General features: G+C 33.5%; 22 protein-coding genes. 18 read left to right on the forward strand and 4 right to left on the reverse strand.

The features are described 5' to 3' along the window. Positions 1-5: 5 nt before the first annotated feature. On the reverse strand, positions 6-1,640 hold the full coding sequence (locus EV142_RS02820) for a S8 family peptidase (RefSeq protein WP_132032490.1): 1,635 nt from the start codon (positions 1,638-1,640) through the stop codon (positions 6-8). A 239-nt stretch (positions 1,641-1,879) separates the two neighbouring features. On the opposite strand from EV142_RS02820, the gene EV142_RS02825 reads away from it, so the two are divergent. The 4 genes from EV142_RS02825 to EV142_RS02840 all read left to right on the forward strand — a co-directional run bounded on the left by EV142_RS02825 (position 1,880) and on the right by EV142_RS02840 (position 10,982). Further along, positions 1,880-3,583 (forward strand): T9SS type A sorting domain-containing protein, encoded by a 1,704-nt coding sequence (locus tag EV142_RS02825; protein WP_132032492.1) that lies wholly within the window; start codon positions 1,880-1,882, stop codon positions 3,581-3,583. Between the two features lie 139 nt (positions 3,584-3,722). Further along, the gene (locus EV142_RS02830; RefSeq protein ID WP_132032494.1) at positions 3,723-7,775 is read left to right on the forward strand and encodes a T9SS type A sorting domain-containing protein; all 4,053 of its coding nucleotides are present in this window, start codon (positions 3,723-3,725) and stop codon (positions 7,773-7,775) included. Between the two features lie 161 nt (positions 7,776-7,936). Further along, on the forward strand, positions 7,937-8,536 hold the full coding sequence (locus EV142_RS02835; RefSeq protein ID WP_132032496.1) for a carbohydrate binding domain-containing protein: 600 nt from the start codon (positions 7,937-7,939) through the stop codon (positions 8,534-8,536). After that, positions 8,502-10,982, forward strand: coding sequence for a T9SS type A sorting domain-containing protein (locus EV142_RS02840; protein ID WP_132032498.1), 2,481 nt, complete (start codon positions 8,502-8,504; stop codon positions 10,980-10,982). Before EV142_RS02835 ends, EV142_RS02840 begins: the two co-directional genes overlap by 35 nt. A 77-nt stretch (positions 10,983-11,059) precedes the next feature. On the opposite strand, the gene EV142_RS02845 is transcribed toward EV142_RS02840, so the two are convergent. Together EV142_RS02845 and EV142_RS02850 are read right to left on the reverse strand one after the other, a co-directional pair. Further along, positions 11,060-11,917 (reverse strand): MBL fold metallo-hydrolase, encoded by an 858-nt coding sequence (locus EV142_RS02845; RefSeq protein ID WP_132032500.1) that lies wholly within the window; start codon positions 11,915-11,917, stop codon positions 11,060-11,062. Positions 11,918-12,148: 231 nt separating this feature from the next. Next, entirely contained in the window at positions 12,149-13,063 is a 915-nt protein-coding gene (locus EV142_RS02850; protein ID WP_132032502.1) for a hypothetical protein, read from the reverse strand. Positions 13,064-13,433: 370 nt separating this feature from the next. Here EV142_RS02850 and EV142_RS02855 point away from each other — a divergent pair, with 370 nt between their 5' ends. From EV142_RS02855 to sufD, 7 genes are all read left to right on the forward strand, one after another. After that, on the forward strand, positions 13,434-13,763 hold the full coding sequence (locus EV142_RS02855; protein ID WP_132032504.1) for a HesB/IscA family protein: 330 nt from the start codon (positions 13,434-13,436) through the stop codon (positions 13,761-13,763). Between the two features lie 77 nt (positions 13,764-13,840). Beyond that, positions 13,841-15,289: a Fe-S cluster assembly protein SufB gene (sufB, locus tag EV142_RS02860; protein ID WP_132032506.1), complete on the forward strand. Its 1,449-nt coding sequence runs from the start codon at positions 13,841-13,843 to the stop codon at positions 15,287-15,289. Positions 15,290-15,304: 15 nt separating this feature from the next. Continuing rightward, on the forward strand, positions 15,305-15,502 hold the full coding sequence (locus EV142_RS02865) for a DUF2683 family protein (RefSeq protein WP_132032508.1): 198 nt from the start codon (positions 15,305-15,307) through the stop codon (positions 15,500-15,502). After that, positions 15,493-15,765 (forward strand): Txe/YoeB family addiction module toxin, encoded by a 273-nt coding sequence (locus EV142_RS02870; protein WP_132032510.1) that lies wholly within the window; start codon positions 15,493-15,495, stop codon positions 15,763-15,765. The genes EV142_RS02865 and EV142_RS02870 overlap by 10 nt, the downstream gene beginning before the upstream one ends. A gap of 6 nt (positions 15,766-15,771) precedes the next feature. Further along, positions 15,772-16,260 (forward strand): flavodoxin family protein, encoded by a 489-nt coding sequence (locus EV142_RS02875; RefSeq protein ID WP_132032513.1) that lies wholly within the window; start codon positions 15,772-15,774, stop codon positions 16,258-16,260. A gap of 13 nt (positions 16,261-16,273) precedes the next feature. Then, positions 16,274-17,020 carry a Fe-S cluster assembly ATPase SufC gene (gene sufC, locus EV142_RS02880; protein ID WP_132032515.1) on the forward strand — a complete coding sequence of 249 codons (747 nt, stop codon included), beginning with the start codon at positions 16,274-16,276 and terminating at the stop codon, positions 17,018-17,020. A gap of 66 nt (positions 17,021-17,086) precedes the next feature. After that, positions 17,087-18,403, forward strand: coding sequence for a Fe-S cluster assembly protein SufD (gene sufD, locus EV142_RS02885; protein ID WP_132032517.1), 1,317 nt, complete (start codon positions 17,087-17,089; stop codon positions 18,401-18,403). Between the two features lie 106 nt (positions 18,404-18,509). Here the strand turns inward: sufD and EV142_RS02890 are convergent, their stop codons facing one another. Beyond that, positions 18,510-19,856, reverse strand: coding sequence for a serine hydrolase domain-containing protein (locus EV142_RS02890; protein WP_132032519.1), 1,347 nt, complete (start codon positions 19,854-19,856; stop codon positions 18,510-18,512). Positions 19,857-20,076: 220 nt separating this feature from the next. Between EV142_RS02890 and EV142_RS02895 the strand changes: the two genes are divergently transcribed. The 7 genes from EV142_RS02895 (at position 20,077) to EV142_RS02925 (ending at position 24,811) form a co-directional block, all read left to right on the forward strand. Further along, a complete protein-coding gene (locus tag EV142_RS02895; RefSeq protein WP_132032521.1) occupies positions 20,077-21,291 on the forward strand; it encodes an aminotransferase class V-fold PLP-dependent enzyme in 1,215 nt (404 codons plus the stop codon). A gap of 86 nt (positions 21,292-21,377) precedes the next feature. Then, positions 21,378-21,731 (forward strand): hypothetical protein, encoded by a 354-nt coding sequence (locus tag EV142_RS02900; protein ID WP_306462529.1) that lies wholly within the window; start codon positions 21,378-21,380, stop codon positions 21,729-21,731. 2 nt (positions 21,732-21,733) lie between these two features. Next, positions 21,734-22,156 carry a SufE family protein gene (locus EV142_RS02905; RefSeq protein ID WP_132032525.1) on the forward strand — a complete coding sequence of 141 codons (423 nt, stop codon included), beginning with the start codon at positions 21,734-21,736 and terminating at the stop codon, positions 22,154-22,156. Positions 22,157-22,275: 119 nt separating this feature from the next. Beyond that, on the forward strand, positions 22,276-22,686 hold the full coding sequence (locus tag EV142_RS02910) for a GxxExxY protein (protein ID WP_132032527.1): 411 nt from the start codon (positions 22,276-22,278) through the stop codon (positions 22,684-22,686). Between the two features lie 189 nt (positions 22,687-22,875). Further along, positions 22,876-23,199, forward strand: a complete 324-nt coding sequence (locus tag EV142_RS02915) for an SUF system Fe-S cluster assembly protein (protein ID WP_053472865.1) — start codon at positions 22,876-22,878, stop codon at positions 23,197-23,199. Between the two features lie 73 nt (positions 23,200-23,272). Beyond that, positions 23,273-23,782 carry a DUF2480 family protein gene (locus EV142_RS02920; protein ID WP_132032529.1) on the forward strand — a complete coding sequence of 170 codons (510 nt, stop codon included), beginning with the start codon at positions 23,273-23,275 and terminating at the stop codon, positions 23,780-23,782. 78 nt (positions 23,783-23,860) lie between these two features. Next, entirely contained in the window at positions 23,861-24,811 is a 951-nt protein-coding gene (locus tag EV142_RS02925) for a DUF3078 domain-containing protein (protein ID WP_132032531.1), read from the forward strand. Positions 24,812-24,828 lie beyond the last annotated feature (17 nt).

The raw sequence follows: 24,828 nt of genomic DNA on the forward strand, positions 1-24,828 counted from the left end.
TTTTTTTATTTTTTTGACATTTTTTCAGCCATCAATAAAGCATTATAAGCATTTACCATTTTACCCGTTTTAGAAGATTCCGAAGAAGAAACCGGTGCAGGTTTTTCATTTGGGTTTGGATTTTCACCCAAAACTACCTGAGCAGGAAGCAAAACCCCTGAATCCATCAGAATGTGTTTTACTTGTGAGGCTTTCAATTTTGGATAATAAGAACGAATCAAAGCGGCAACTCCGGCTGCATTAGGCGAAGCCATTGAAGTTCCCTGTAAATATTTGTATTTGTTGTTTGGCACTGTTGCATAAATTTCTTCTCCCGGAGCAAAAACATCGACGTTTATTTTTCCGAAGTTCGAAAATCCGGCTACTACATTTTCTCCATACGCTTTATTAATGGCACCAATTGTAAGCACATTGTCCGCAAATTCTTTGACGTTATCTTCAGCATCATTAGGAAAATTGATGTTTTTTGTTTCATCAATGTTAGAACCGTCATTACCTGCAGCATGCACAATTAGGACGTCTTTTTTAGCGGCATATTTGATCGCATCATACACCCATTGTTTGTGTGGGGAAAAGCTTTTTCCGAAACTTCCGTTAATTACTTTTGCACCATTATCAACTGCATAACGAATTGCTAATGCAATATCTTTATCATATTCATCTCCATCAGGAACAGCTCTTACGGTCAGGATTTCAACATTGTTGGTTATACCGTCTCCACCTAAATCGTTATGGCGGATCTGTGCAATAATTCCGGCAACGTGAGTTCCGTGAAGTGCTTTTTCTTTGTCCGGACCAAAAACAATGTTATTACCATAATGATTGTCTTTGATATCTTCTGGATTATCTCCTACAATTTTTCTTCCGTCGTATTCTTTGTTTAGGTTGTAATTTAACTCATCGTAAACTTGTTCGCTATACTCCTTTAGTTCAGCTTCCGGATCAAAAGTATGTCCTGCATTGGTAAAAATCTGTGTCATGATTTTTTTATCCATCAACACTTTTGAATCTGTTGAAGTAACAGCCGCTAAATCCTCCAGTTTGTAAGTCGTCTTATTTAACTCTTTTTTAATAGTATTGTGAACATCGAGTAAATAATCTACTTGTTGTTTATCCTGTAAAGCCTTTTCGTATTTTTCGTTGTATTGTGCTAACGCATTTTTGTATTCGGCAGATCCGTCATCCTTTTTTTTGATGACACGGGTCATTTCAAGGTTTTCATGAACGGCATTGCCAAGAAAATTCCATCCGTGGACATCATCGATAAAACCGTTTTTGTCATCGTCGATTCCGTTACCCGCAACTTCTTTAGCATTGGTCCAGATCATTCCCTGCAAATCCGGATGTTCAATATCTACACCGGAATCTACAATTCCAACAATTACTTTTTGTCCCGTTTTTCCTTGCAACAATTCAGCGTAGGCTTTGTCAACACTCATTCCGGGAATCGTATCTTTTACCAGATCCAGATGACTCCATCTTTTTAAATCGTTTTCTGTAACCGGAGCTTTTTTTACAATAGCTAAAGGTACAGTGATTGCTTCTTTAGGAGCTGAAGTTTGTGCTTGTACAGTTATACCTCCACCTGTCAGAACAAGCAATGCAAATGCAGATAAAGTAATAGGTTTTATAGGATTCATGTGTTTATTTTTAATGTATAAAGTTAAAAGTTGCGACTAAATTATGCTTTTTTGTTACAAAAAACTAACCATTAACAATGCCTTATGATTTTTTTCTGTAAGGAATTTAACATAAGCCCGGTTTTTTTTATTTTTAATTGCTTTACAAAAGATAAAATATCAAAATTAATACGTCTTTCCGTAATAAAACTACAATTGTAATTTGTATACTTGCACTTCCAAAATCCTTAATTAATTCTATGAAAACAAAACTACTCTTATTACTTTTATTAGCTAATTTTTCTGTTTTTGCTCAAACTAATTTAGTACCTGATGGCGGTTTTGATAACTGGACAGGTAATACTCCTAATAGTTGGACTACTACAAATTCTATATCCCAAAGTACTGATGCTGCAACAGGACAGTATAGTGCAAAATTATCATTAACCGCTGGCTTATCCCCTAAGATTATTGCTCAGGTTCCCTTAAAGAGTGGTATCACGTATACTGTAAAGTTTAAGTATAAATACCTCAATAGCAATTATAGCGGCAGCCATCCTATAGCCTTAAAATTGTATAATGATGAAAGTGGCAGCAGCATATCCAGCAGTGCTTTTGCTTCAAATAATGCATGGACTGAAAAAGAAACGACTTTCACACCAAGCAGTGATCTTACTTTTAATTTGTCTTTTTCTACTTTTAGTTTTGACGATGAGCCATTTGATGTTTTAATTGACGACGTTAAAGTATATAGCGACCAGGTTGAAGAATATACTTCAATTCCGGATATTAACTTTGAAAATAAATTAATTGATTTAGGTATTGATTCGGGCGTTGCTGACGGAAAAGTCTTAACTTCAAGTATTTCAGAACTGACTTTTTTAGATGTCAGTAACAGCTTGATTACTGACTTAACAGGAATTGAAGCTTTCACTTCACTTACTAACCTGGACTGTTCAAAAAACAAACTGAAAAATATAGATTTATCTCAAAATGTAGCTTTAACTTATTTGAATATCGGCCGAAATGAATTGACCAATTTAGATGTTACAAAAAATGTTTTATTGACTAGCTTAGATTTTCAAAGAAATAGTTTAACTGATATTGACTTATCTGAGAATATTTCCTTAGAAAGATTAACGGCTATGCTTAATCAGCTAACGACATTAAACGTATCGAAAAATACGGAACTAGACGATTTCGATTGCCGAGGAAATAAATTAACCTCTTTAGATATTCAAAACAATACAAAGCTGACTTCCCTAAATTGCGGAAACAATTTTTTAACAAGTTTAAATGTTTCCAAAAACGTTCTTTTACTGGATTTCTATTGTTATACCAATCAACTTACAAGTTTAGATGTTTCACAAAATATTTTGCTTCAGGGTTTTATGTGTAACGACAATAAACTTACTGCTATTGACGTGTCTAAAAATCCGGATATCTATATGTTCGATTGTTTAGACAACAAACTTACAAGTGTTGATATTTCTAAAAATCCAAAAATAACAGAACTGGCTTGTGAAAACAATCAGTTAACGTATTTGAATTTGAAAAACGGAAATAACACAAAAATAGAACTTGGCTTTACTAATTTCAGAAACAATCCGAATTTAACCTGTATTGAAGTGGATGATGTTGCTTATTCCAATGCAAAATGGATGAATATAAAAGATGCAGCAGCTGCCTATTCTGCTACCTGCACTAAATTAGGTCTTGCCGATTCTGTTTTTGATCAAGCGGTAGTATATCCAAACCCAACAAAAGGAGAGGTTAGTATTGACAATATTTCTATAGAAAAAGCAACCGTTTATAATACATCCGGGCAACTGGTAAAAACAATTCAACTGGATGCTGCAAACACCAATAATACGGTTAGTTTAGCGGGTCTTCCAAAAGGAATTTACTATATATACCTAATCAATCAGGATGCTGCTTCGGCTAAAAAAATAATTCTTGAATAATTGGATGGTCTTACACTAAAAAAACCCATTTTCATCTATTTGAAAATGGGCTTTTTAGTTTTAATTAATCTTGTGCTTTCAACACATCGAAACCCTATACTATTATAACATTCATGCCATCAAAACAAAATTATACTCTATGAAAACAAAACTACTTTTGTTGCTATTATTAGCCAATTTTTCTATTTATGCGCAGTACACGGCTATTCCGGATGCCAATTTTGAAAATAAATTAATCGCATTGGGTATTGATTCGGGTACTGCCGATGGACAGGTTTTAACCTCAAAGGTTTCGGGCGTAACATCTCTTGATGTTTCCAGAAATTCAATTGCAGATTTAACCGGTATCCAGGATTTCACTTCGTTAACGAAGTTAGATTGCAGCGGAAACACACTCACCAGCATTAATCTAAGCAAAAACATTAATTTAAAAATTCTGTATATTTATTCCAATCAATTAGCCAGTCTCGATATTTCGAACAATACTGGTTTGAATGAACTAAGCGCCGGAAGTAATCAATTAACATCTATTGATTTTTCTAAAAACACATCTTTAACACTGATTGGACTGAGTAAAAACAAATTAACCGGTGTAGATGTTTCGTTCCTTCCTTCTTTGATCACATTGAGCGTTGAAAGGAATAACCTGCAAAATATAAATGTAACAAATAATAGTACTTTAAAAAACTTATACGTTACATTAACAGGATTAACGACCTTAGATATTTCTCAAAATATTGCTTTGGAAAATTTAGATTGTGATGGAAATGCCCTTACAACATTAGATCTAAGCCATAATTCACTTTTGAGATATTTGAGATGCAGCAGTACTAAAGTAACTAGTCTGGATTTATCATCAAATCCATTATTAGAGTCTATAATTGTCACTGACAATTTATTAACCTCTTTAAATGTTTCGAACAACCCTTTAATTTGGGAATTCTGGTGTCAGAGAAATAAGTTAACGACTATTGATGTCTCTAATGTTACTGCTCTAAAGACTTTTGTCTGCTCGGAGAATCTTATAGAAACTTTTGATGTGAGATCAAACGCAAAATTAAGTTCTTTAAGCTGCGGTCAGAAAACCTTAAAATCGGTTGATGTTACTCAAAATCCTTTACTGACTTTTTTGTCTATTGATCAAAGTTCGCAGTTAACTTCTGTAGATATTTCTCAAAATCCACTTTTAAACCATATAGACAGTGATAATACAGGTCTTACTTCGATAGATTTGTCGCACAATTTACTTCTTGCAGACATTAGTATTAACAGTCCCGTTTTAAAGGAATTGGACCTGTCTAAAAACACGGCGCTTACCAGTTTTAGAAGCAATAATGGAAATGCTCTGGGAAGCCTTAATTTAAAAAATGGAAATAACTTAAAATTACAATATTTAAGTTTTACCTCTAATGCCAGTTTAGACTGTGTTCAGGTAGATGATGCTGACTATGCTAATGCAAACTGGTCGGCATTCAAACCAACTAAAGCAACCTTTAGTACAGATTGTAATACGATTCCTTACACTTTAATTCCTGATCTTAATTTTGAGAAAAAATTAATCTCATTAGGAATTGATTTTGGTGCTCCCGATGGTAAAGTAAAAACATCACGTATTGAAAATGTAACTACTTTAGATGTTTCATGGAGTTCTATTACTGATTTAACCGGTATTCAGGATTTTAAATCCCTAACTTATCTTAATTGTTATGTGAACTCTATTACGAGTCTTGACTTATCACATAATACTAAATTAGAAGAGTTATACGCGCCAAGTACTTTATTAACGAGTCTGAATGTTAGTAACAATATTTCGTTAACAACATTAACCTGTTCCAACGGAAAATTAACTACTGTAGATATTTCGGCTTTAACAGCACTAAAAAAGTTAGACATCAGGAATAATGCATTAACCGCTTTAGATGTTTCAGGTAATACGCAATTAGTTAATTTGTATTGTGGTAACAATCAACTGACAGCTTTAGATCTTTCTGCCAACACTTCTCTTAAAGAATTGATAGTCGATTCTAATAAATTAACGGTTCTGAATGTTTCCAAAAATCCGGAACTAACATTGATTGATGCTAAAAACAATCAACTTACAACTTTTGATGTTTCTACAAATAGTAAACTGGTAAAACTAGGGCTTAGTAATAATCTTCTGACTTCTTTAAACCTGAAAAACAGTAATAATACTAACCTGACTTTGCCGGATACCAATTTTAAAAATAATTTAAGTTTAAAATGTATTCAGGTTGATGATGTTGCTTATTCTGATGCAAATTGGGCTACTATTAAAGATGTAAATGCAAAATACAACCTTGATTGTACAGCCTATACACTAATCCCGGATGCCAATTTCGAACAAAAATTAATTGATTTAGGAATTGATAAAGATGGTAAAAACGGAAAAGTATTAACAGCATCAATTGCTGTTGTTAAGGATTTAAACGTTCAATTTAGCGAAATTGCAGATTTAACCGGAATTGAGGATTTTACCTCACTTGAATTTTTAAACTGTCAGTACAATAATTTAACGTCCCTAAATTTGTCAAAGAATTTAAACTTAATTGAATTGTATTGTCATGAAAATCTTTTAACAGTTCTTGATGTTGCTGTAAATAGCAACCTAACCACTTTACAGGTAAACAAAAACAAAATAAAAAGTTTAGACTTATCCAAAAACAAAAAGTTAGTGAGCTTAAATGCTTCTGAAAATGATTTGAATTATTTAAATCTTCAAAATGGAAACAACACTGCTTTTACAAGTGTAGTTATGCTTAAAAATCCAAAGTTAACTTGTATTTTAGTAGATGACACTTCTTATGCTATTACAAACTGGAGTACCGGAAAAGATATATCGGCTTCTTTTAATGTCGACTGTACCCCTTATACGCTAATTCCGGATGCTAATTTTGAGCAAAAACTGATAAACTTAGGCATTGATACTGATGGTAAAAACGGAAAAGTTAAAACGGCAAGTATTGCTTCTGTTACAACTTTAGATATTTCATCAAGCGCTATTGCAAACCTTACCGGAATTCAGGATTTCACTTCTTTGAAAATTTTAAATTTCAGCACAAATACTGTAGCCTCTTACAACCCGGCAAACAATCCGTTGTTGACCGAATTAAGGGTTGCTTACAATTCTTTAACAAGTTTGGACATTTCAAAAAATCCTGCTTTGTTGTATATTGATTTTTCAAATAACAACTTAAGTTCTTTGAATTTGAAAAACGGTCAAAACACAAAACTGGACTGGTTTAGTGTGAACTTTACAAAAAACCCTTCTTTGAGCTGTATTCAGGTTGATGACGCAGCGTATTCTAACGACAACTGGAATGGCAAACTGGACAAAACTTCTTTCTTTGCTGTAGATTGCAGCAGTTTTACCTTAATTCCGGATGCAAATTTTGAACAAGCCCTTATTGATTTAAAAATTGATATTGACGGTAAAAACGGAAAAGTGCTTACATCATCGATTGCTGTTGTAAAAGATTTAAATGTAGAATTGAATGAAATTGCAGATTTAACAGGAATTGAAGGTTTTGTTTCCCTTGAATTTTTAAACTGTCAGTTTAATGATCTGACTTCATTAAACCTGTCAAAAAATTTAAACCTTATTGAGTTGTATTGTCATGGAAATCTTTTAACAGCTCTTGATGTAGCTGCGAATAAAAACCTTACTACTTTACAGGCCAACAAAAACAAAATTAAGAGTTTAGATATTTCTAAAAATACCAGTTTAGTGTACATCAATGCGTCAGAAAATGCATTGGAAACATTAAATCTTAAAAATGGTAATAATATCAATTTTACAACTGCATTCATGTTTACCAATCCTGCTTTGAAGTGTATTACAGTAGACAACGCTTCATTTGCAAGCACTAGCGGTGTATTCTTTAAAGATGCGACTGCTTCCTATTCTAATAGCTGTTCATTAGGCCTTGAAGATTCTGTGTTTAATCACGCAGTGGTGTACCCTAACCCAACGAAAGGTGAGGTAACTATTGATAACGTTTCTTTAGAAAAAGCAACCGTGTACAATTCATTAGGACAACTGGTAAAATCATTTACTTTGGATACCGCTGATAGTAGTAATACAATCAACTTATCGGGACTTCCTAAAGGAATTTACTATGTATACTTAATCAATCAGGATGCTTCTTCGGCGAAGAAGATTATTGTTGAATAAGGACGAACTCGTTTAACAGAAAATCCCATTTTCATTCACTTGAAAATGGGATTTTTAGTTTAAACTATACTACAAAATTATTTATTTTTAATACGTCTTTCCGTAATAAAATTTGATTTGTAATTCGTATCCTTGTATTCAAAAAACCATAAATGTAATCTATGAGAACAAAACTACTTTTAGTGCTATTATTAGCCAATTTTTCTATTTATGCACAAACCAATTTAGTCCTAAATGGAGGATTTGAAAAATGGGCAAGCGCAACCGTATTGTCCGATTGGACAACTCAAAACAATGTTGCTCAAAACACTGCAGAGTATTGGGAAGGATTCAACAGCGCAAGACTATCTTTTACAAATAGTGCCTTGATTCCGAAAATTACAACACAAGTTCCTTTAAATGCAGGAATTACGTATGTAGTTAAATTCAAATATAAATACTTAAGCAGTAATTATAATACTTCTCACCCAATTGTATTAAACATTAACAAAAACGGAAGTTCGACAACCCTTTCTAGCAGTTATTTTGCCATAAACAACAACTGGACAGCTGTTGAAACTACTTTCACGCCAGATCAAAATTTATCTTACGATTTGAGTATTTCTTTAAATACTCTTGATAATATCGGGTTTAATGCCACTATAGATCATATACAGATCTATGCTAAAGGAACCGAGCAATATACACTTATTCCAGATTTAAGTTTTGAAAAAAACTTGATTGCTCTTGGTTACGACAGATGGAAAAGTGTTAACAGCTAATATTGCTACATTAACTTCTTTAAATATTACTGCTAATACTAATGGGGCTGGTCTAGTTAAAGATTTGACGGGAATCCAAGATTTCACAGCATTAACATTACTAATTTGTCAAGGTCAACAATTGACAAGTTTAAATCTGACTAAGAATACCGCTTTAGTTACTTTAAATTGCCAGAACAACTTGTTGACAAACTTGGATATTTCTAAAAACTCAGCTTTAACTGCTATTATTTGCAATGGTAATAGACTAACTACTCTGGATGTTTCTGAAAAATTAGGCTTGACCAATTTACAATGTGCATCCAATAAATTAACAAGTCTGGATATTTCAAAAAATACTGCCTTAATCACTTTACTATGCGAAAAAAACTCACTAACAAGTCTTGACATTTCAAAACACACTGCCTTAGTCACTTTAGATTGTTCCTACAATTTACTGACAAATCTGGATGCCTCAAAAAACACAGCTTTGAAATCTTTCTATTGTCAAAACAACTCCCTAACAAGCGTAAATATAAAAAATGGAAATAATAAGGCCTTTTTCTGGAATTTTATTTCTCATTTAAGTTTTTATGGTACTAAAGATTTGAAATGTATCACTGTAGACGATCCAATCTATTCAAGTAAAAATTGGGCCGGAAACAAAGCCAATGAGTCTGCTTATGCCTACGCTTGTGATGGACGTTATACGGCTATTCCTGATCCAAATTTTGAAGAAGTACTTGTAGATCTTGGACAAGATTCACCTATACTTGATGGAAAAGTATTAACAGCAAACATTTCTTCTCTGAAAAGTCTATCTGTCTTTTCCAGAAACGTATCAGATATGACTGGAATTGAAGATTTTACCGAATTAACTTCTTTAAGCTGTAATAGCAATAAGTTGACTTCGTTAGATGTTTCAAAAAATATTGCTTTAACATCATTACGTTGTTCAGATAATTATCAAGTAAGTTCTTTAGATCTATCTAAGAATGTTAATTTAAACTATTTATATTGTGAAAATTTAAACCTTAAAACTTTAAACCTAAAGAATAATTTGAAACTGATTGAACTCTATTGTAGAAGTAATATTTTAACTACTTTAGAACTTCCTCAAAATCCTAATTTTACTTATCTCGATTGTTCTAGTAATCGATTATCAAATCTGGACGTTTCTAAAAACATTAAGCTTAATTACCTAAATTGTTCTTATAATAGAATAATAAGTCTTGATCTTTCAGAAAATTATTTATTAACTTATGTTAGTTGCACCAAAAACAATCTATTTAATCTGAATTTGAAAAGTGGAAACAATAGAGCAGTGAAAACCCACTATTTTAAAGAAAATCCTAATTTAAAGTGCATCACCGTTGACAAGGAAACTATTACCGACTCCCAGTGGGCGACTTCTAAAGATGCAAAAACTATTTATAGTGAAGGTTGCCCTGAAAATATTCCTTATACGCTTATCCCAGATCCCGCTTTTGAAGAAAAATTAATAACCATAGGAATTGATACCGATGGTAAGAACGGAAAAGTGTTAACTGCTAACATCTGTTACGTCGAAAACTTAGATGTTGCTTCTAGCAATATTTCTAATTTAACAGGAATTCAAGATTTTACATCTTTAACTTACTTAGATTGTGGTTCAAATAAAATTAACGCACCAAATTTTTCAGAAAATGTTCTTTTAACTACTTTATATTATTCAAAGAATTCTGCAAAAAGTTTAAATCTGACTAAAAATATATTGTTAACTTTTTTAGATTGCAGCACAAATGAGTTTACCCGTCTTGATCTTTCAGCAAATAGATTTTTGACATATTTAAATTTGAGTAAAAATTCTTTTGCTACTATTGATGTTTCCAAAAATTTAGCTTTGCAAACTTTCGACTGTACAAATAATAAATTGACAACCCTGGATGTAGTAAAAAATCTGTCTTTGACTACTTTTTATTGCAATGACAATTTATTAGAAAGTTTAGATATTTCTAAAAATATAGGCGTGACTAAATTTAACAGCCACAATAATAAGCTGAAGAATTTGAATGTAAAAAACGGAAATAACAAAAATTTTGATCTGACTGATTCTAATTTTAAAAATAATGCTCTGCTTACTTGTATTAATGTCGATGATGAAAATTATTCCAATAAAAATTGGTCGGATAAAAAAGATCCTAAAGCTGTTTATTCTTCAAATTGTACCACTTTAGGTGTTGAAGATTCAGTTTTTGAAAAAGCCGTAGTTTATCCAAATCCGACTAATGGTGAGGTTCATATTAACAACATTGTTTTAGAAAAAGCAAACGTTTATAATTCATTAGGACAATTAGTAAAATCATTCACTTTCAGTAATGGAGAAAGCAATAACGCAATTAGCCTATCTGGTTTACCAAAAGGCTTTTATTATGTTTATTTAATAAATGGCGATGCCGCTTCAGCGAAGAAAATCATCGTTGAATAATATAATTTAGTACAACTAAAAAATCCCGTTTTCACAAATATTTGAAAACGGGATTTTTTTATGTTTTAAATCATCTTCTAAAGAATATCTTCGCAAGTAAAAACTTCTTTCAATCGAACTCCTTTTTCGGTATGTTCTACCGTTATAATCTGATTATGCGCATCGTGCTCTAAAAACAAATAATAATTTTTATCTGCTGCTTCATTCAAAAATTTTGATTTTTCCGGCATTGTCAATAAAGGTCTTGTATCATAACCCATAACATACGGTAACGGAATATGTCCTGCTGTTGCTAACAAATCGGCACAAAAAACAATGGTTTTATCCTGGTATTGAATATGCGGAATCATTTGCTTTTCGGTATGGCCATCGACATAATAAATTCCAAAATTCATTTCTTCCGAAAAACCAAAATCAGCTTCAGGACGTTTTATAAAATTCAGTTGTCCGCTTTCCTGCATGGGCAAAATATTTTCTGAAAGAAAAGATGCTTTCTCACGCGCGTTCGGTTTTGTTGCCCACTCCCAATGATTTTCATTGGTCCAAAATTTAGCATTCTTGAAAGCGGGCTCATAAAAAGTTTTATCCGAATTCCACTGAACGCTTCCTCCACAATGATCAAAATGCAAATGCGTCATAAAAACATCAGTTATATCGTCCCGGCTAAAGCCATATTTTGCTAATGATTTATCTATCGAATGAGATCCCCAAAGCGAATAATATCCAAAAAACTTTTCCGATTGTTTGTCTCCCATTCCGGTATCGATCAAAATCAGGCGATTCCCTTCTTCAATAAGAAGACAACGCGCTGCAATATCAATCAGATTATTGCTGTCGGCAGGATTGGTTGTGTTCCAGATTGTTTTAGGTACAATCCCAAACATCGCGCCTCCATCAAGTTTAAAATTTCCGGATTCTATTGGATAAAGTTTCATGAGCTTAAGTTTCTATTAGTGAAACAAAGCTAGGAAATTGGATTTCCTTATACTAAACATTCACCTTCAAAAACGCAATCTTTCTTAATTAGAGGAAAAGAAATAAAAAAGTCCGCCACAAATTTCACTAATCATTTAGAAACTCACATCTCAAATAAAATTGCTGAATTCATTTATAATCAAAAGAAAAATTAGCGAAAATTAGCGAAATTAGTCGCAAAAAAAATCACCTTATTCGAGCGTAATAGAAGCGCTACCCATGATTTCCTGTTTGTCGAAGAAATTGACAAAGTAAGTTCCTTTTTCAAATTGAAATCCGTCTTCCTCATTCAAAATTCCATAAACATTGGCAGGTTTTCCCTGAAAGTCAACCACCACTATAAAACTATAAACCAAAGCTTTATCAGTATCAAATTCTATCAGTTTATTTTCTCCCAGAACGGTGTTTTTCTGATCCAGCACCTGAATGTAAAAAACTTTCTTTCCCGTTTTTGCAACAGTATTTCCATTAACAGAAAAACTAATCTTTAATTTTTTAGTGCTTTTGGCTTTATCGGTTTCCAGTTCTTTTCCCGATTTTTTTTCACGAAGTGCAATTACCTTAAAAGTATTCGCTGATAATTTAGACGCATCAATTAAAGTGGATTCTAACTTTTTTTGTTTCAATAGTAAAGTATCATTTTCTGCTTTTTGCTTATACATTACCAGATTCTGAATCTCAATTTCAGTCAGTAAGTTTTTATTTTGAAATTTTAAATTTTTAATTTCAAGCACTTTAGCACTTAAATCCGATAATTGCTTTCGATAAACCTTTATTTGTGAAGGCGAAGGATTTTTAGAGTATTTGATAATTTCCATCAGATTTTCAACGTTTCTTCTTTCCAGTTCCAATTCCTGAGAAAGGGCTGTTTTTTCCAGAATCGCGACATCATAAGCCAACTTTAAAACATTTAGAGAATCTAATATATTCTTTTGGTCCTTAGTTTCCTGACTGGGTTCCACAATTCCCTGTAATTTATTTACATCCTTTGTTTTTTCCCTGTCAATGGGTCCCTTACTAAAAATAAAGACTGTAGCCCCTAGTCCAAAACCGAAAAATACTGCCAGAAGTGCTGTCAGCCACTTGTTATTGTATTGTTCTTTCATAAACTCACAATTTTCTGCAAAAATACCACTAATTAATTAGCGGGAATACGTATAAATACGCCTTTTTAACATTTTACGAATATTATTGACGCTTAAACCCTACAAAACAATTTTCTTACTTATTATTCTTCAATTCTAGTAATTACAGAAGTCATTCGAAACATAAAAACGGTTGCTGCAATTATTATATAACTTCTGTCTATTTTAACATTTGTTATAATAATGTGAACCATTATGGAAAAAGGTTTTTAAGTCGTATCTTTGCAGATAATTTCATTTCAACATTGAAAGACAGCACTTTAAAATGTAATAATTTCATTACTATTAAATGCAGCTTAAAATATAAGAAAAGATAAATACCATAAACACAATGATAAAAGTTTCTGATACAGCCAAAAAGAAAATCATCGACCTGATGAAAGATGATGGTTTTGATGCCACTCATGACTACGTACGCGTAGGTGTAAAAAGTGGCGGATGCTCTGGTTTGTCATATGATTTAAAATTTGATAAAACGAAAGGCGACGACGATAAAATATTTGTAGACAACGACATAACAATTGCAGTTGAAAAAAAATCATTTCTATACTTAGCCGGGACAATTCTTGAATTTTCCGGAGGATTAAATGGAAAAGGTTTTGTGTTTAATAATCCAAATGCAAGCAGAACCTGTGGTTGTGGAGAATCTTTTTCTCTATAAATCAAACGAATTTATAAAAGCAAAAATTTAAATGTTTAAGAAAATCAATTTCTTACAGCGTTTTAAAAAAGAAAAAAATGTCAAAATACACTGAAGACGATTTAAAAATCGAACTCGAAACCAAAGAATACGAATACGGATTTTATACTAATATTGAATCGGAAACATTCCCTATTGGATTAAATGAAGATATTGTTCGCGCTATTTCTCTTAAAAAAGAAGAACCTCAATGGATGACCGACTGGCGCATCGAGGCTTTTCGGGCATGGAAAGAAATGATCGAACCGGAATGGGCCAATGTACATTATACAAAACCCGATTTTCAGGCGATTTCTTACTATTCTGCTCCAAAACAGGTAGATCCGTCCAAAACTTTGGATGATGTAGATCCGGAACTTTTAGAGATGTACAAAAAATTAGGAATCTCTGTCGATGAACAAAAAATGATGAACAATGTCGCTATGGACATTGTGGTCGATTCTGTTTCTGTGGCTACGACTTTCAAAAAAACACTGGCAGAAAAAGGAATTATTTTCTGTCCGATTTCTGAAGCGATCAAAGAACATCCTGAATTAGTTCGTAAATATTTAGGAAGCGTTGTTCCTCAAAAAGACAACTTCTATGCTGCATTAAACTCAGCGGTTTTCTCTGACGGAAGTTTCTGTTATATTCCAAAAGGCGTTCGTTGCCCGATGGAACTTTCAACTTACTTCAGAATCAATCAGGCCGGAACAGGACAATTCGAAAGAACCCTTGTTATTGCTGATGCCGGAAGTTATGTTTCATACTTAGAAGGCTGTACTGCTCCAAGTCGTGATGAAAATCAATTGCACGCTGCTGTAGTTGAATTGATCGCGATGGATGATGCTGAAATTAAATATTCTACCGTTCAGAACTGGTTTCCCGGAAACAAAGAAGGAAAAGGTGGTGTTTATAATTTTGTGACCAAAAGAGGTATATGCGAAACAAACGCTAAAATTTCCTGGACACAGGTAGAAACAGGTTCTGCAGTAACATGGAAATATCCTTCCTGTATCTTGAAAGGAGACAATTCAGTTGGAGAATTTTATTCTATAGCCGTAACCAATAATTACCAACAGGCAGATACCGGAACTAAAATGATCCATTTAGGAAAAAATACTAAATCGACTATTATTTCTAAAGGTATCTCGGCAGGTAAATCACAAAACAGTTACCGCGGATTAGTGCAAATTAGCCCAAGAGCTGAGAATGCAAGAAACTTTTCGCAATGTGATTCTCTTTTAATGGGAAACAACTGCGGCGCACATACTTTCCCTTATATAGAAAGTAAAAATCCGTCGGCTAAAATAGAACACGAAGCAACGACAAGTAAAATTGGAGAAGATCAGGTATTTTATTGCAACCAAAGAGGTATTCCGACTGAAAAAGCGATTGCCTTAATTGTAAACGGTTTCAGTAAAGATGTACTGAACAAATTGCCAATGGAATTTGCGGTTGAAGCTCAAAAATTATTAGAGATTTCTCTTGAAGGATCTGTTGGATAATAAAAAACAAGAATTATGGATATCATCTTAAAAAATGTAAAGAAAAAAGATTTTCCAGTTTTAAAATCCCTGGCAAAATCTCTTGGTTTTGAAATTATAGAAGAAAATGAAAAACCATACAATTCAAAGTTTGTAAAAGAAATTCTTGACGCGGAAAAAAGTATTGAAGAAGGAAAAGGAATTAAAATAAAAATTGAAGATTTGTGGAAATAATTTATTCTGAAAAGGCACAAAAGGATATTCTTTTTTGGAAGAAATCCGGAAACAAATCAATAATGAAAAAAATCACAAGTTTAATTGAAGACATTTTAATTCATCCTTATGAAGGACTGGGAAAACCGGAACAATTAAAATATGAATTATCCGGAAGATGGTCAAGAAGAATCGATAAAGAACATCGAATAATATATAGAATAACAGAAGAAAACAATATCGAAATACTCAATATCCTTTCTATGAAAGGACATTACGAATAAGTATTAATGGAAAACAAATCAGTCATCATTTTAGGTTCTTCCCGAAAAAATGGAAACACCACAAAAATTGTAGATCAAATCGCTAAAGATGCTGCAACAGATGTAATTAATTTGAGCGATTATACTATTTCCTATTATGATTATGAAAGCAAAAACATAGATGATGATTTTTTGCCTTTGATAAGAAAAATACTCGAAAAGTATGATACTTTGATTTTTGCTACTCCTATTTATTGGTATAATATGAGTGGAATTATGAAAGTTTTCTTTGATCGCATTTCGGATTTAATCCGTATTGAGAAAGAAACCGGAAGAAAACTCAGAGGAAAGAAAATTGGCGTGATTTCCAATTCACATGACAATGAAATTGAAGAAAGTTTTTACATACCGTTCAAAAAATCAGCCGATTATTTAGGCATGGAATATTTAGGACACGCGCATTTTAATGCCAACATCCTAAACCAGACAACAAAAATAGAATTGACATTTATATAAAATAAAAAAAACAATGTTATCAATAAAAAACCTTCACGCCTCAATTGGTGATAAAGAAATCCTTAAAGGAATTAATATAGAAGTTAAAGCTGGCGAAGTACACGCGATCATGGGGCCTAACGGTTCCGGGAAAAGTACCCTTTCGGCTGTAATTGCCGGAAACGAAAACTACGAAGTTACTGACGGAGCTGTTTTCCTTGACGGAGAAGACCTTGCTGATTTAGCTCCGGAAGAAAGAGCACACAAAGGAGTTTTCCTTTCTTTTCAATATCCTGTAGAAATCCCCGGAGTAAGTGTTACTAACTTCATGAAAACGGCGATCAACGAAACCCGTAAAGCAAACGGTCAGGCCGAAATGCCGGCTAACGAAATGCTGAAAGTGATTCGTGAGAAATCGGAATTACTGGAAATTGATCGTAAATTTTTATCCCGTTCTTTAAACGAAGGTTTTTCGGGTGGTGAGAAAAAAAGAAACGAAATTTTTCAGATGGCAATGTTAGAGCCAAAATTAGCCATCCTTGACGAAACCGATTCAGGTCTTGACATCGATGCTTTAAGAATTGTAGCTAACGGAGTTAACAAATTGAAAAGCGAGAAAAATGCCATTATCGTGATCACGCACTACCAACGTTTGTTAGATTACATCGTTCCGGATTTCGTTCACGTTTTATACAACGGAAGAATCGTAAAATCAGGAGGAAAAGAACTGGCTTACGAACTGGAAGAAAAAGGATACGACTGGATTAAAGCAGAAAACTAGTTTACAGTTACAGTTTACGGTTTGCAAAAACTTATAGCTTATAACTCATAACTTATAACTACAGAAATGGATTTAAAAGAAAAATTAGTATCGTCTTTTATGGCTTTTGAAGAGCGTGTTGATGTACATTCAGATTTACACGACATTCGCACGAACGCCCTAAAAAACTTTGAAAATAAAGGTTTCCCAACCAAAAAAGAAGAAGCCTGGAAATACACATCGCTAAACGCCATCTTAAAAAATGACTTTACGGTTTTTCCAAAGCAGGAAAATGCAATTGAATTTAATCAGGTAAAAAAATACTTTTTACATGAAATCGATACGTATAAATTAGTATTTATCGATGGTGTTTTCAGTTCACATTTGTCTTCTACAACACATGACGGAATCGACGTTTGCTTAATGTCATCGGCATTGACCAAACCAAAATATAAGATGGTTATTGATACCTACTTCAATCAGATTGCAAGCAAAGACGAAAGTCTGACTTCGCTGAATACGGCTTTTGCAAGTGAAGGGGCTTTTATCAATATTCCACAGAAAAAAGTAGCGGACAAACCTATTGAAGTGATGTATTTCTCCACAGGAAATGAAGCTGCACTAATGGTTCAGCCCCGAAATTTGATTATTGTTGGAGAAAATTCACATGTTCAGATTATCGAACGTCACCAGAGTTTGAATGAAAATCCGGTTTTAACCAATTCGGTTACAGAGATTTTTGCTCAAAAACGTGCTATTGTTGATTATTACAAAATTCAAAATGATAATAGTGAAGCCAACCTGGTAGACAACACTTATGTTTCACAACAACAGGAAAGCCATGTTTATGTACATACGTTCTCTTTTGGAGGAAATATTACACGTAACAACCTGAACTTCTACCATTTCGGAGAAAGACTGACAAGTACCCTAAACGGAATCACAATTATCGGTGAAAAACAACACGTAGACCATTATACGCTGGTAAATCACGCAACGCCAAATTGCGAAAGTTTCCAGGATTATAAAGGGATCTTCTCGGATCGCTCTACAGGAGTTTTCAACGGAAAAGTTTACGTAGAAAAAGAAGCTCAAAAAACAAACGCTTTCCAGAAAAGCAACAACATTTTATTGAGTGACAAAGCTACAATCAATGCAAAACCACAATTGGAAATTTTTGCTGATGACGTAAAATGTTCTCACGGATGTACTGTCGGACAGCTTGATGAAACAGCAATGTTCTACATGCAGTCCCGCGGAATTCCAAAGAAAGAAGCAAAAGCTTTATTGATGTACGCGTTCTCAAATGCCGTTATCGAAAGCATTAAAATACCGGAATTAAAACAACGTATTACTAAAATTATCGCCATGAAATTAGGCGTGAATTTAGGATTCGATTTGTAATAGCTTAACCGCAAGGTTCGCAAAGATTTACGCAAAAGTCCGCAAAGTTGATATAAAAAACTTTGCGGACTTTGCGCTTTTTACCTGGCGTTCTTTGCGGTTAAAATTACTTTTTTACAGAAGAAATTATCCCCTTCAAAAACCCATTAAAATCAAAGCCCTGATCTTCCTCTTTCAATCCCATTCTCACAATCACCATATCCAGAGATGGAATAATCGCTACCATCTGCCCCTGATATCCGCTGCAATAATACATATCACGAGGCACATCAGGAAATTTCCCTCCGGCGTTTAACCAGAATTGCGCACCATATTTTCCTTCAGAAGTATTGGTTGGAGTTGATGTATATTTTACCCAGCTTTCATCCAGAATTTGTTCTCCGTTCCAGTTGCCTTTATGAAGGTACAACAATCCGAATTTCGACCAGTCGCGGGGTGTCGCCCAGCCGTAAGATGAACCTACAAAAGTTCCGGACATATCCTGTTCGACAATCATCGAGCTCATTCCGATTTTATCGATTACGGCACTGTACCAGAAATCAAGATATTCCTGTTGCGTTTTAAACTGACTCTTTAAAATTCGGGACAATAAATTTGTAGTTCCGGAAGAATAATTCCAATGTGTATCGGGTTTAAATTGTGCCGGTTTATCCATTTGTACTTTTCCCATGTCTTCTGCCTGAAAAAGCATTTTTGTCGCATCACAAATAGTACTGTAATTCTCCTCCCATTCCAAACCGGAATTCATGTGCAGTAAATCATTAATCGTAATATTTTTACGATCATCATTTTTCCATTCTGCAATTGGGGCTGGTTTATAAATATCAATTTTTCCTTGTTTGGCTAAAACTCCAAAAGCAGAACTTGTAATACTTTTTGTCATGGACCAGCCTAGAATTTTGCTGTATTTTGTAAAACCGGTATCGTATTTTTCGGCTATCAGTTTATCTTTATACAAAACTACAACTGCCCGTGTACGTTTTGTTTTTCCTCCGTTTTTATCAAAAGAAGCATCAACGGCTTTTTTTAATTTTGAATAATCCACATTCGAAAAGAGTGTATCGGCCGGATCAATATTTCCATAAGGAAAAGGTAATGGTTTCGATTTTGCCCTTTTTGGCAACAAATAAGGTCTTGAAACATCAAAATCATCATTAATTAAAATGGCACCCAAACCTTCCCGATAAATCGCTTTTCGCTCTTTTAATCCGTAGACATTTGACGTTGCAAACTTTCCCGCTTCATCAATTGAATTGGAAGCCAGATCTATCATCTTGATGTCATTGTCCGTTTTTTGAATTAAATCTAACGGACGATTATCCAGAAAATGCCCGGAAGCTATACTTTTGGCAGAAAACCCGGAAATCAGATCAAGCTTCGGATAAGTTGTAAACCCAAAATATAAAAAGGCAATAACTAAAACAAGTACAAGCAGTTTGAGGATTTTTTTCATAATTTTTCAGATATTTTTACTGCAATATAATTAATTTATACGCACGTTTTTACAACCCAATTTAGAAATACAATTCGGAAAATTCAGAAAACTAAAATAATAATTCACAAATCAACCTTTTAGCCTTATGTTGATGGCGTCATAAAAGGAAATTATAGAATAGCCGTATAAAACAATTTAGTTTTAGTACTTTTGTAAATAGATTTTTTCTAAATAAGACATGCTAGATATTCAAAAAATAAGAGCTGAATTTCCAATACTTTCACAAACTGTAAACGGAAAACCCTTAGTATATTTCGACAACGGTGCGACTTCACAAAAACCACAAATTGTGATTGATGCTATCGCGAAATATTATCAGGAAATAAACGCCAACATTCACCGCGGTGTTCATACTTTAAGTCAATTAGCTACAGATGCCTACGAGATTTCCCGTGGCAAGGTACGGCACCATATAAATGCTAAATTCGCGCATGAAGTTCTCTTTACTTCCGGAACTACACACGGAATTAATTTAGTGACCAATGGTTTTGCTTCGATTTTAAAACCGGGTGATGAAGTTATCGTTTCGTCTTTAGAACATCACAGTAATATTGTGCCCTGGCAGATGTTATGCGAGAAAACGGGAGCTATACTGAAGGTTATTCCAATGAACGAAGACGGCGAATTGATTATGGAAGCTTTTGAGGCGCTGCTTTCTGAAAAGACAAAAGTGGTTACCGTAAACCACATTTCAAATGCTTTGGGAATCATCAATCCTATTAAATATATGATTGAAAAAGCACATGCTGTCGGCGCAGCTGTTTTAATTGATGGTGCACAGGCTGTTCCGCATTTAAAACCTGATGTTCAGGACCTGGATTGTGATTTTTATGCTTTCTCCGGACATAAAATGTGCGGTCCGACAGGAACCGGAATTTTATACGGAAAAGAAGCGTGGTTCAATAAACTTCCTCCGTATCAGGGTGGTGGTGAAATGATCAAAGAAGTAACTTTCGAAAAAACAACTTATGCCGATCTGCCCCATAAATTTGAAGCAGGAACCCCAAATATTGCCGGCGGAATTGTATTGGGTACTGCAATTGATTATTTGAATAGTATTGGTTTTGAAAACATTCAGAAGCAAGAAGAAGAATTACTGACACACGCCACAAAACGTTTACTGGAAATTGAAGGCCTGAAAATTTACGGAACCGGAAAGAATAAAGCTTCTGTTGTTTCGTTTAATATTGATGGAATTCATCCTTACGATATTGGTTCGATAATTGATAAATTAGGAATTGCGGTTAGAACCGGGCATCATTGTGCTCAGCCCATTATGAATTTCTTTTGTATTCCCGGAACAATCCGTGCTTCTTTTTCTTTTTACAATACTGTAGAAGAAATTGATTTGATGGTAGAAGCCGTCAAAAAAGCTAAAACAATGCTAAGCTAAAAAAAAACAAAACTATGCGAATATTATCTTTATTACTTTTAACTGTCTTTATAGCAACTGGTTGTTCAAGCCAAAAAAAAGCAGACATGACATCGACTCAAATTGAATATTCAGCTGTTTCAAGAGGACTTTATAAAAAAATCCTTGTTCAGAATGAATCCGTTTCTGTTACAAATGGCAGAAACGAAGAAGCCGTTGAAACTAAAATAGAGGCTTCAAAATGGAACAAAATTGTTTCTGAATTTGAAAAAGTGAATTTAGAAAGCATTCCCGATCTCAAAGCTCCAACAGAAAAACGCTTTTATGATGGGGCTGCAATCGGAAATTTAAAAATAACTTCAAACGGAAAAACCTACGAAACAAAAGGGTTTGACAATGGTTTTCCTCCAAAGGAAATTGAAAAACTGGTCAACTTATTAGTAGATTTTACTAAAGAATAATTATGACAATAAAAGAAATTCAAAACGAGATAATAGATGAGTTTTCAATGTTTGATGATTGGATGCAACGTTACGAATACATCATCGAACTGGGAAAAAGTCTTCCGCTAATAAACGAAGAATACAAAACGGATCAAAATTTAATCAAAGGATGCCAGTCGAAAGTATGGTTACAGGGCGAACAAACTGATGATAAAATTGTATTTACTGCAGACAGTGATGCCATCTTAACCAAAGGAATTATTGCCATTTTAATTCGCACTTTTTCCAATCAGAAAGCAAAAGATATTCTTGACGCAGACACTGATTTTATTGACGAAATCGGATTAAAAGAACATTTATCGGCAACACGTGCAAACGGATTAGTGTCGATGATAAAAAATATTAAAATGTACGCTTTGGCTTTTAATGCCAAAAACAACTAGGAAACCATATAAGTTATGTAAGTTCATATAAATGGAACTTGAATAATTTACTGGGAAAAAATATTTTAAAAAAGTAGGTTTTATCTTTCTTTTATTTCCTGTTATTGCTAAAAAAGCAGATGATAAGAAAGAAATATTTAGCTGATTTAATATATCACGTTAATGGAGCAGTAATTGAAGTTCATAAAAATATTGGGCCGGGACTTTTAGAAAGTATTTATCATAAATGCATGATTAAGGAATTATCTCTAAGACATATTAGTTTTAAATCTGAGTTAATAATTCCTATTGAATATAAAGGTTTAGAATTAGAGCCGGATTTAAGATGTGATTTATTTATTGAAGACTGTTTAGTCCTCGAATTAAAAGCGGTAAATCAAATTATACCAATTCACATCGCTAAGCTAATGTCATATATGAAACTTTTAAATTCACCAATAGGACTCATGATAAATTTTAACGTCACGAATATTTATCACCAAGGTCAAAAAACATACGTCAACGAATTGTATCGTTGGTTAGAAGATTAGATTAAACCATATAGGTGATATAAGCACATATAAGCTGGAACGCTTATGTTTTTATACGATGAAAAACAAAAATTATACAATACGTACTTAAATGAACTTATATCACTTATATGGTAAGGAAAAAAATTATACATACCATACTTAAATGAACTTACATCACTTATATGGTGAAAAACAAAAAACAATAAAATGGAACAAGAAATAGACACAAACGAATTAGGTGAATCAATCGTAAAAGTTTTAAAAGGAATTTACGACCCTGAGATCCCTGTAGATATTTACGAATTAGGACTGATTTATGACGTAATGGTAAACACCGATTATGAGGTAAAAATCCTGATGACCTTAACCTCCCCAAACTGTCCGGTTGCAGAAAGTTTACCAAGGGAAGTAGAAGAAAAAGTAAAAACAATCGAGCATATAAAAGATGTTGATGTAGAAATTACTTTCGATCCGCCATGGAGTAAAGATTTAATGAGCGAAGAAGCAAAATTAGAATTAGGAATGCTTTAAGAAAGTATACCGTTTTCAGTCTCAGTTTTCAGTTTTTACTGAGACTGAGACTGAAAACTGAAAACTGAAAAAAATGGAAGAAATAATCAATAAAGTTGCCAATAGTGCTCTGGAAGTATTTGATCTTGAGGATTATTATCCAAAAGGAATGCGTGTGCAGCTTGACATTTCACAATGGCTTTTGGAAGGTTTTTTATTAAAAGAAAAAGACTTTAGAGAGCATTTAAAAAATCACGACTGGTCACAATATCAGGATCAGTATGTTGCCGTTAACTGCAGTACCGATGCTATTATTCCCGCCTGGGCTTTACTGTTAGTTGCGGTTCAATTGGCACCTTATGCCAAAAAAACAGTCAACGGTACCATCGAGGATTTAAACGGAAGTTTATACGAAGATATCTTAAGCAAGATTGATTATTCAGCATACAGAAACAAACCTGTTATTGTAAAAGGCTGCTCAAAAAAGCCTGTTCCTGTGCGTGCTTATATTTTAGCAACAACCTATTTACAACCTTTTGCAAGAAGCATTATGTACGGAGAGGCATGTTCTGCAGTACCTTTATACAAAGAAGTTAAGAAATAGCGCACTTTAACCACCAATTAATCCTACAGAATCTGGCAGTTTTTAGTATATTTGTTATTACACTTTAAACTAAATACTATGAGAAAGATATTCTTATTACTCTTCGTTTTAGCAAATCTTACTTTTGTTCAGGCACAAAATTCCGAAAAAGAATTAGTTCAAAACACTGAAAAAGCCGTAAAAAAATTAAATGATACGATTGAGGGTGAAGGCTGGAAAGCAAAAGGAATTGTATCTCTTTTACTAAATCAATCCAGTTTTAATAACTGGCTCGCAGGAGGGGAAGACAGTTTCTCGGGAACTTTAGGAATCAACTACGACTTTAATTATAAAAAGGATGACATCACCTGGGATAATAAAATTCTGGCTTCCTATGGGATTTTACAAACTAAAAATTCTGATTTTGGAAAAAAGACCGATGACCGTTTAGAATTTAATTCAATAGTCGGAAAAAGAGCTTTTGGCGACTGGTATTACTCTTTCTTTTTAAATTTCAGAACCCAATTCTCCACTGGTTACCTTTACGGTAAAGATGTAAATGGAAAAGAAATCAGAACGGAAAACACCAAATTCATGTCTCCCGGTTATCTCACCACTGGTCCGGGTATTTACTGGTCTAAAGATGAAAATCTCAAAATAAACTTTGCACCGTTGACCTCAAAATTTACTTTTGTAGACAGTGCTTATACTTCAGGAATCGATCAGGGAACCGGATTACCTTATGTTGACGGAGCTTATTTTGGCGTAGATGCCAATAAAAGCATTAGATACGAGCTTGGTTTTTATACTTCCGTTTATTACAAACTTGCCATTATGACCAACGTAACGGCAGAAAATACTTTGAATTTATATTCTAATTATTTAGAAGATCCTCAGAACGTAGACATTAATTACTCTCTGAATATTATCATGAAAGTAAACAAATTCTTGTCTGCCAATTTAGCCTTCCAGGCTATTTATGACGACAATGCTTTTAAGGGTTTTCAAACCAGGGAAGTTTTCGGTTTGGGAATTAATTTCGGATTTTAATTTAAAACGGAAAACCA

Origin of the sequence: Flavobacterium circumlabens, assembly GCF_004345565.1 — a bacterium.
Classification (GTDB): domain Bacteria; phylum Bacteroidota; class Bacteroidia; order Flavobacteriales; family Flavobacteriaceae; genus Flavobacterium; species Flavobacterium circumlabens.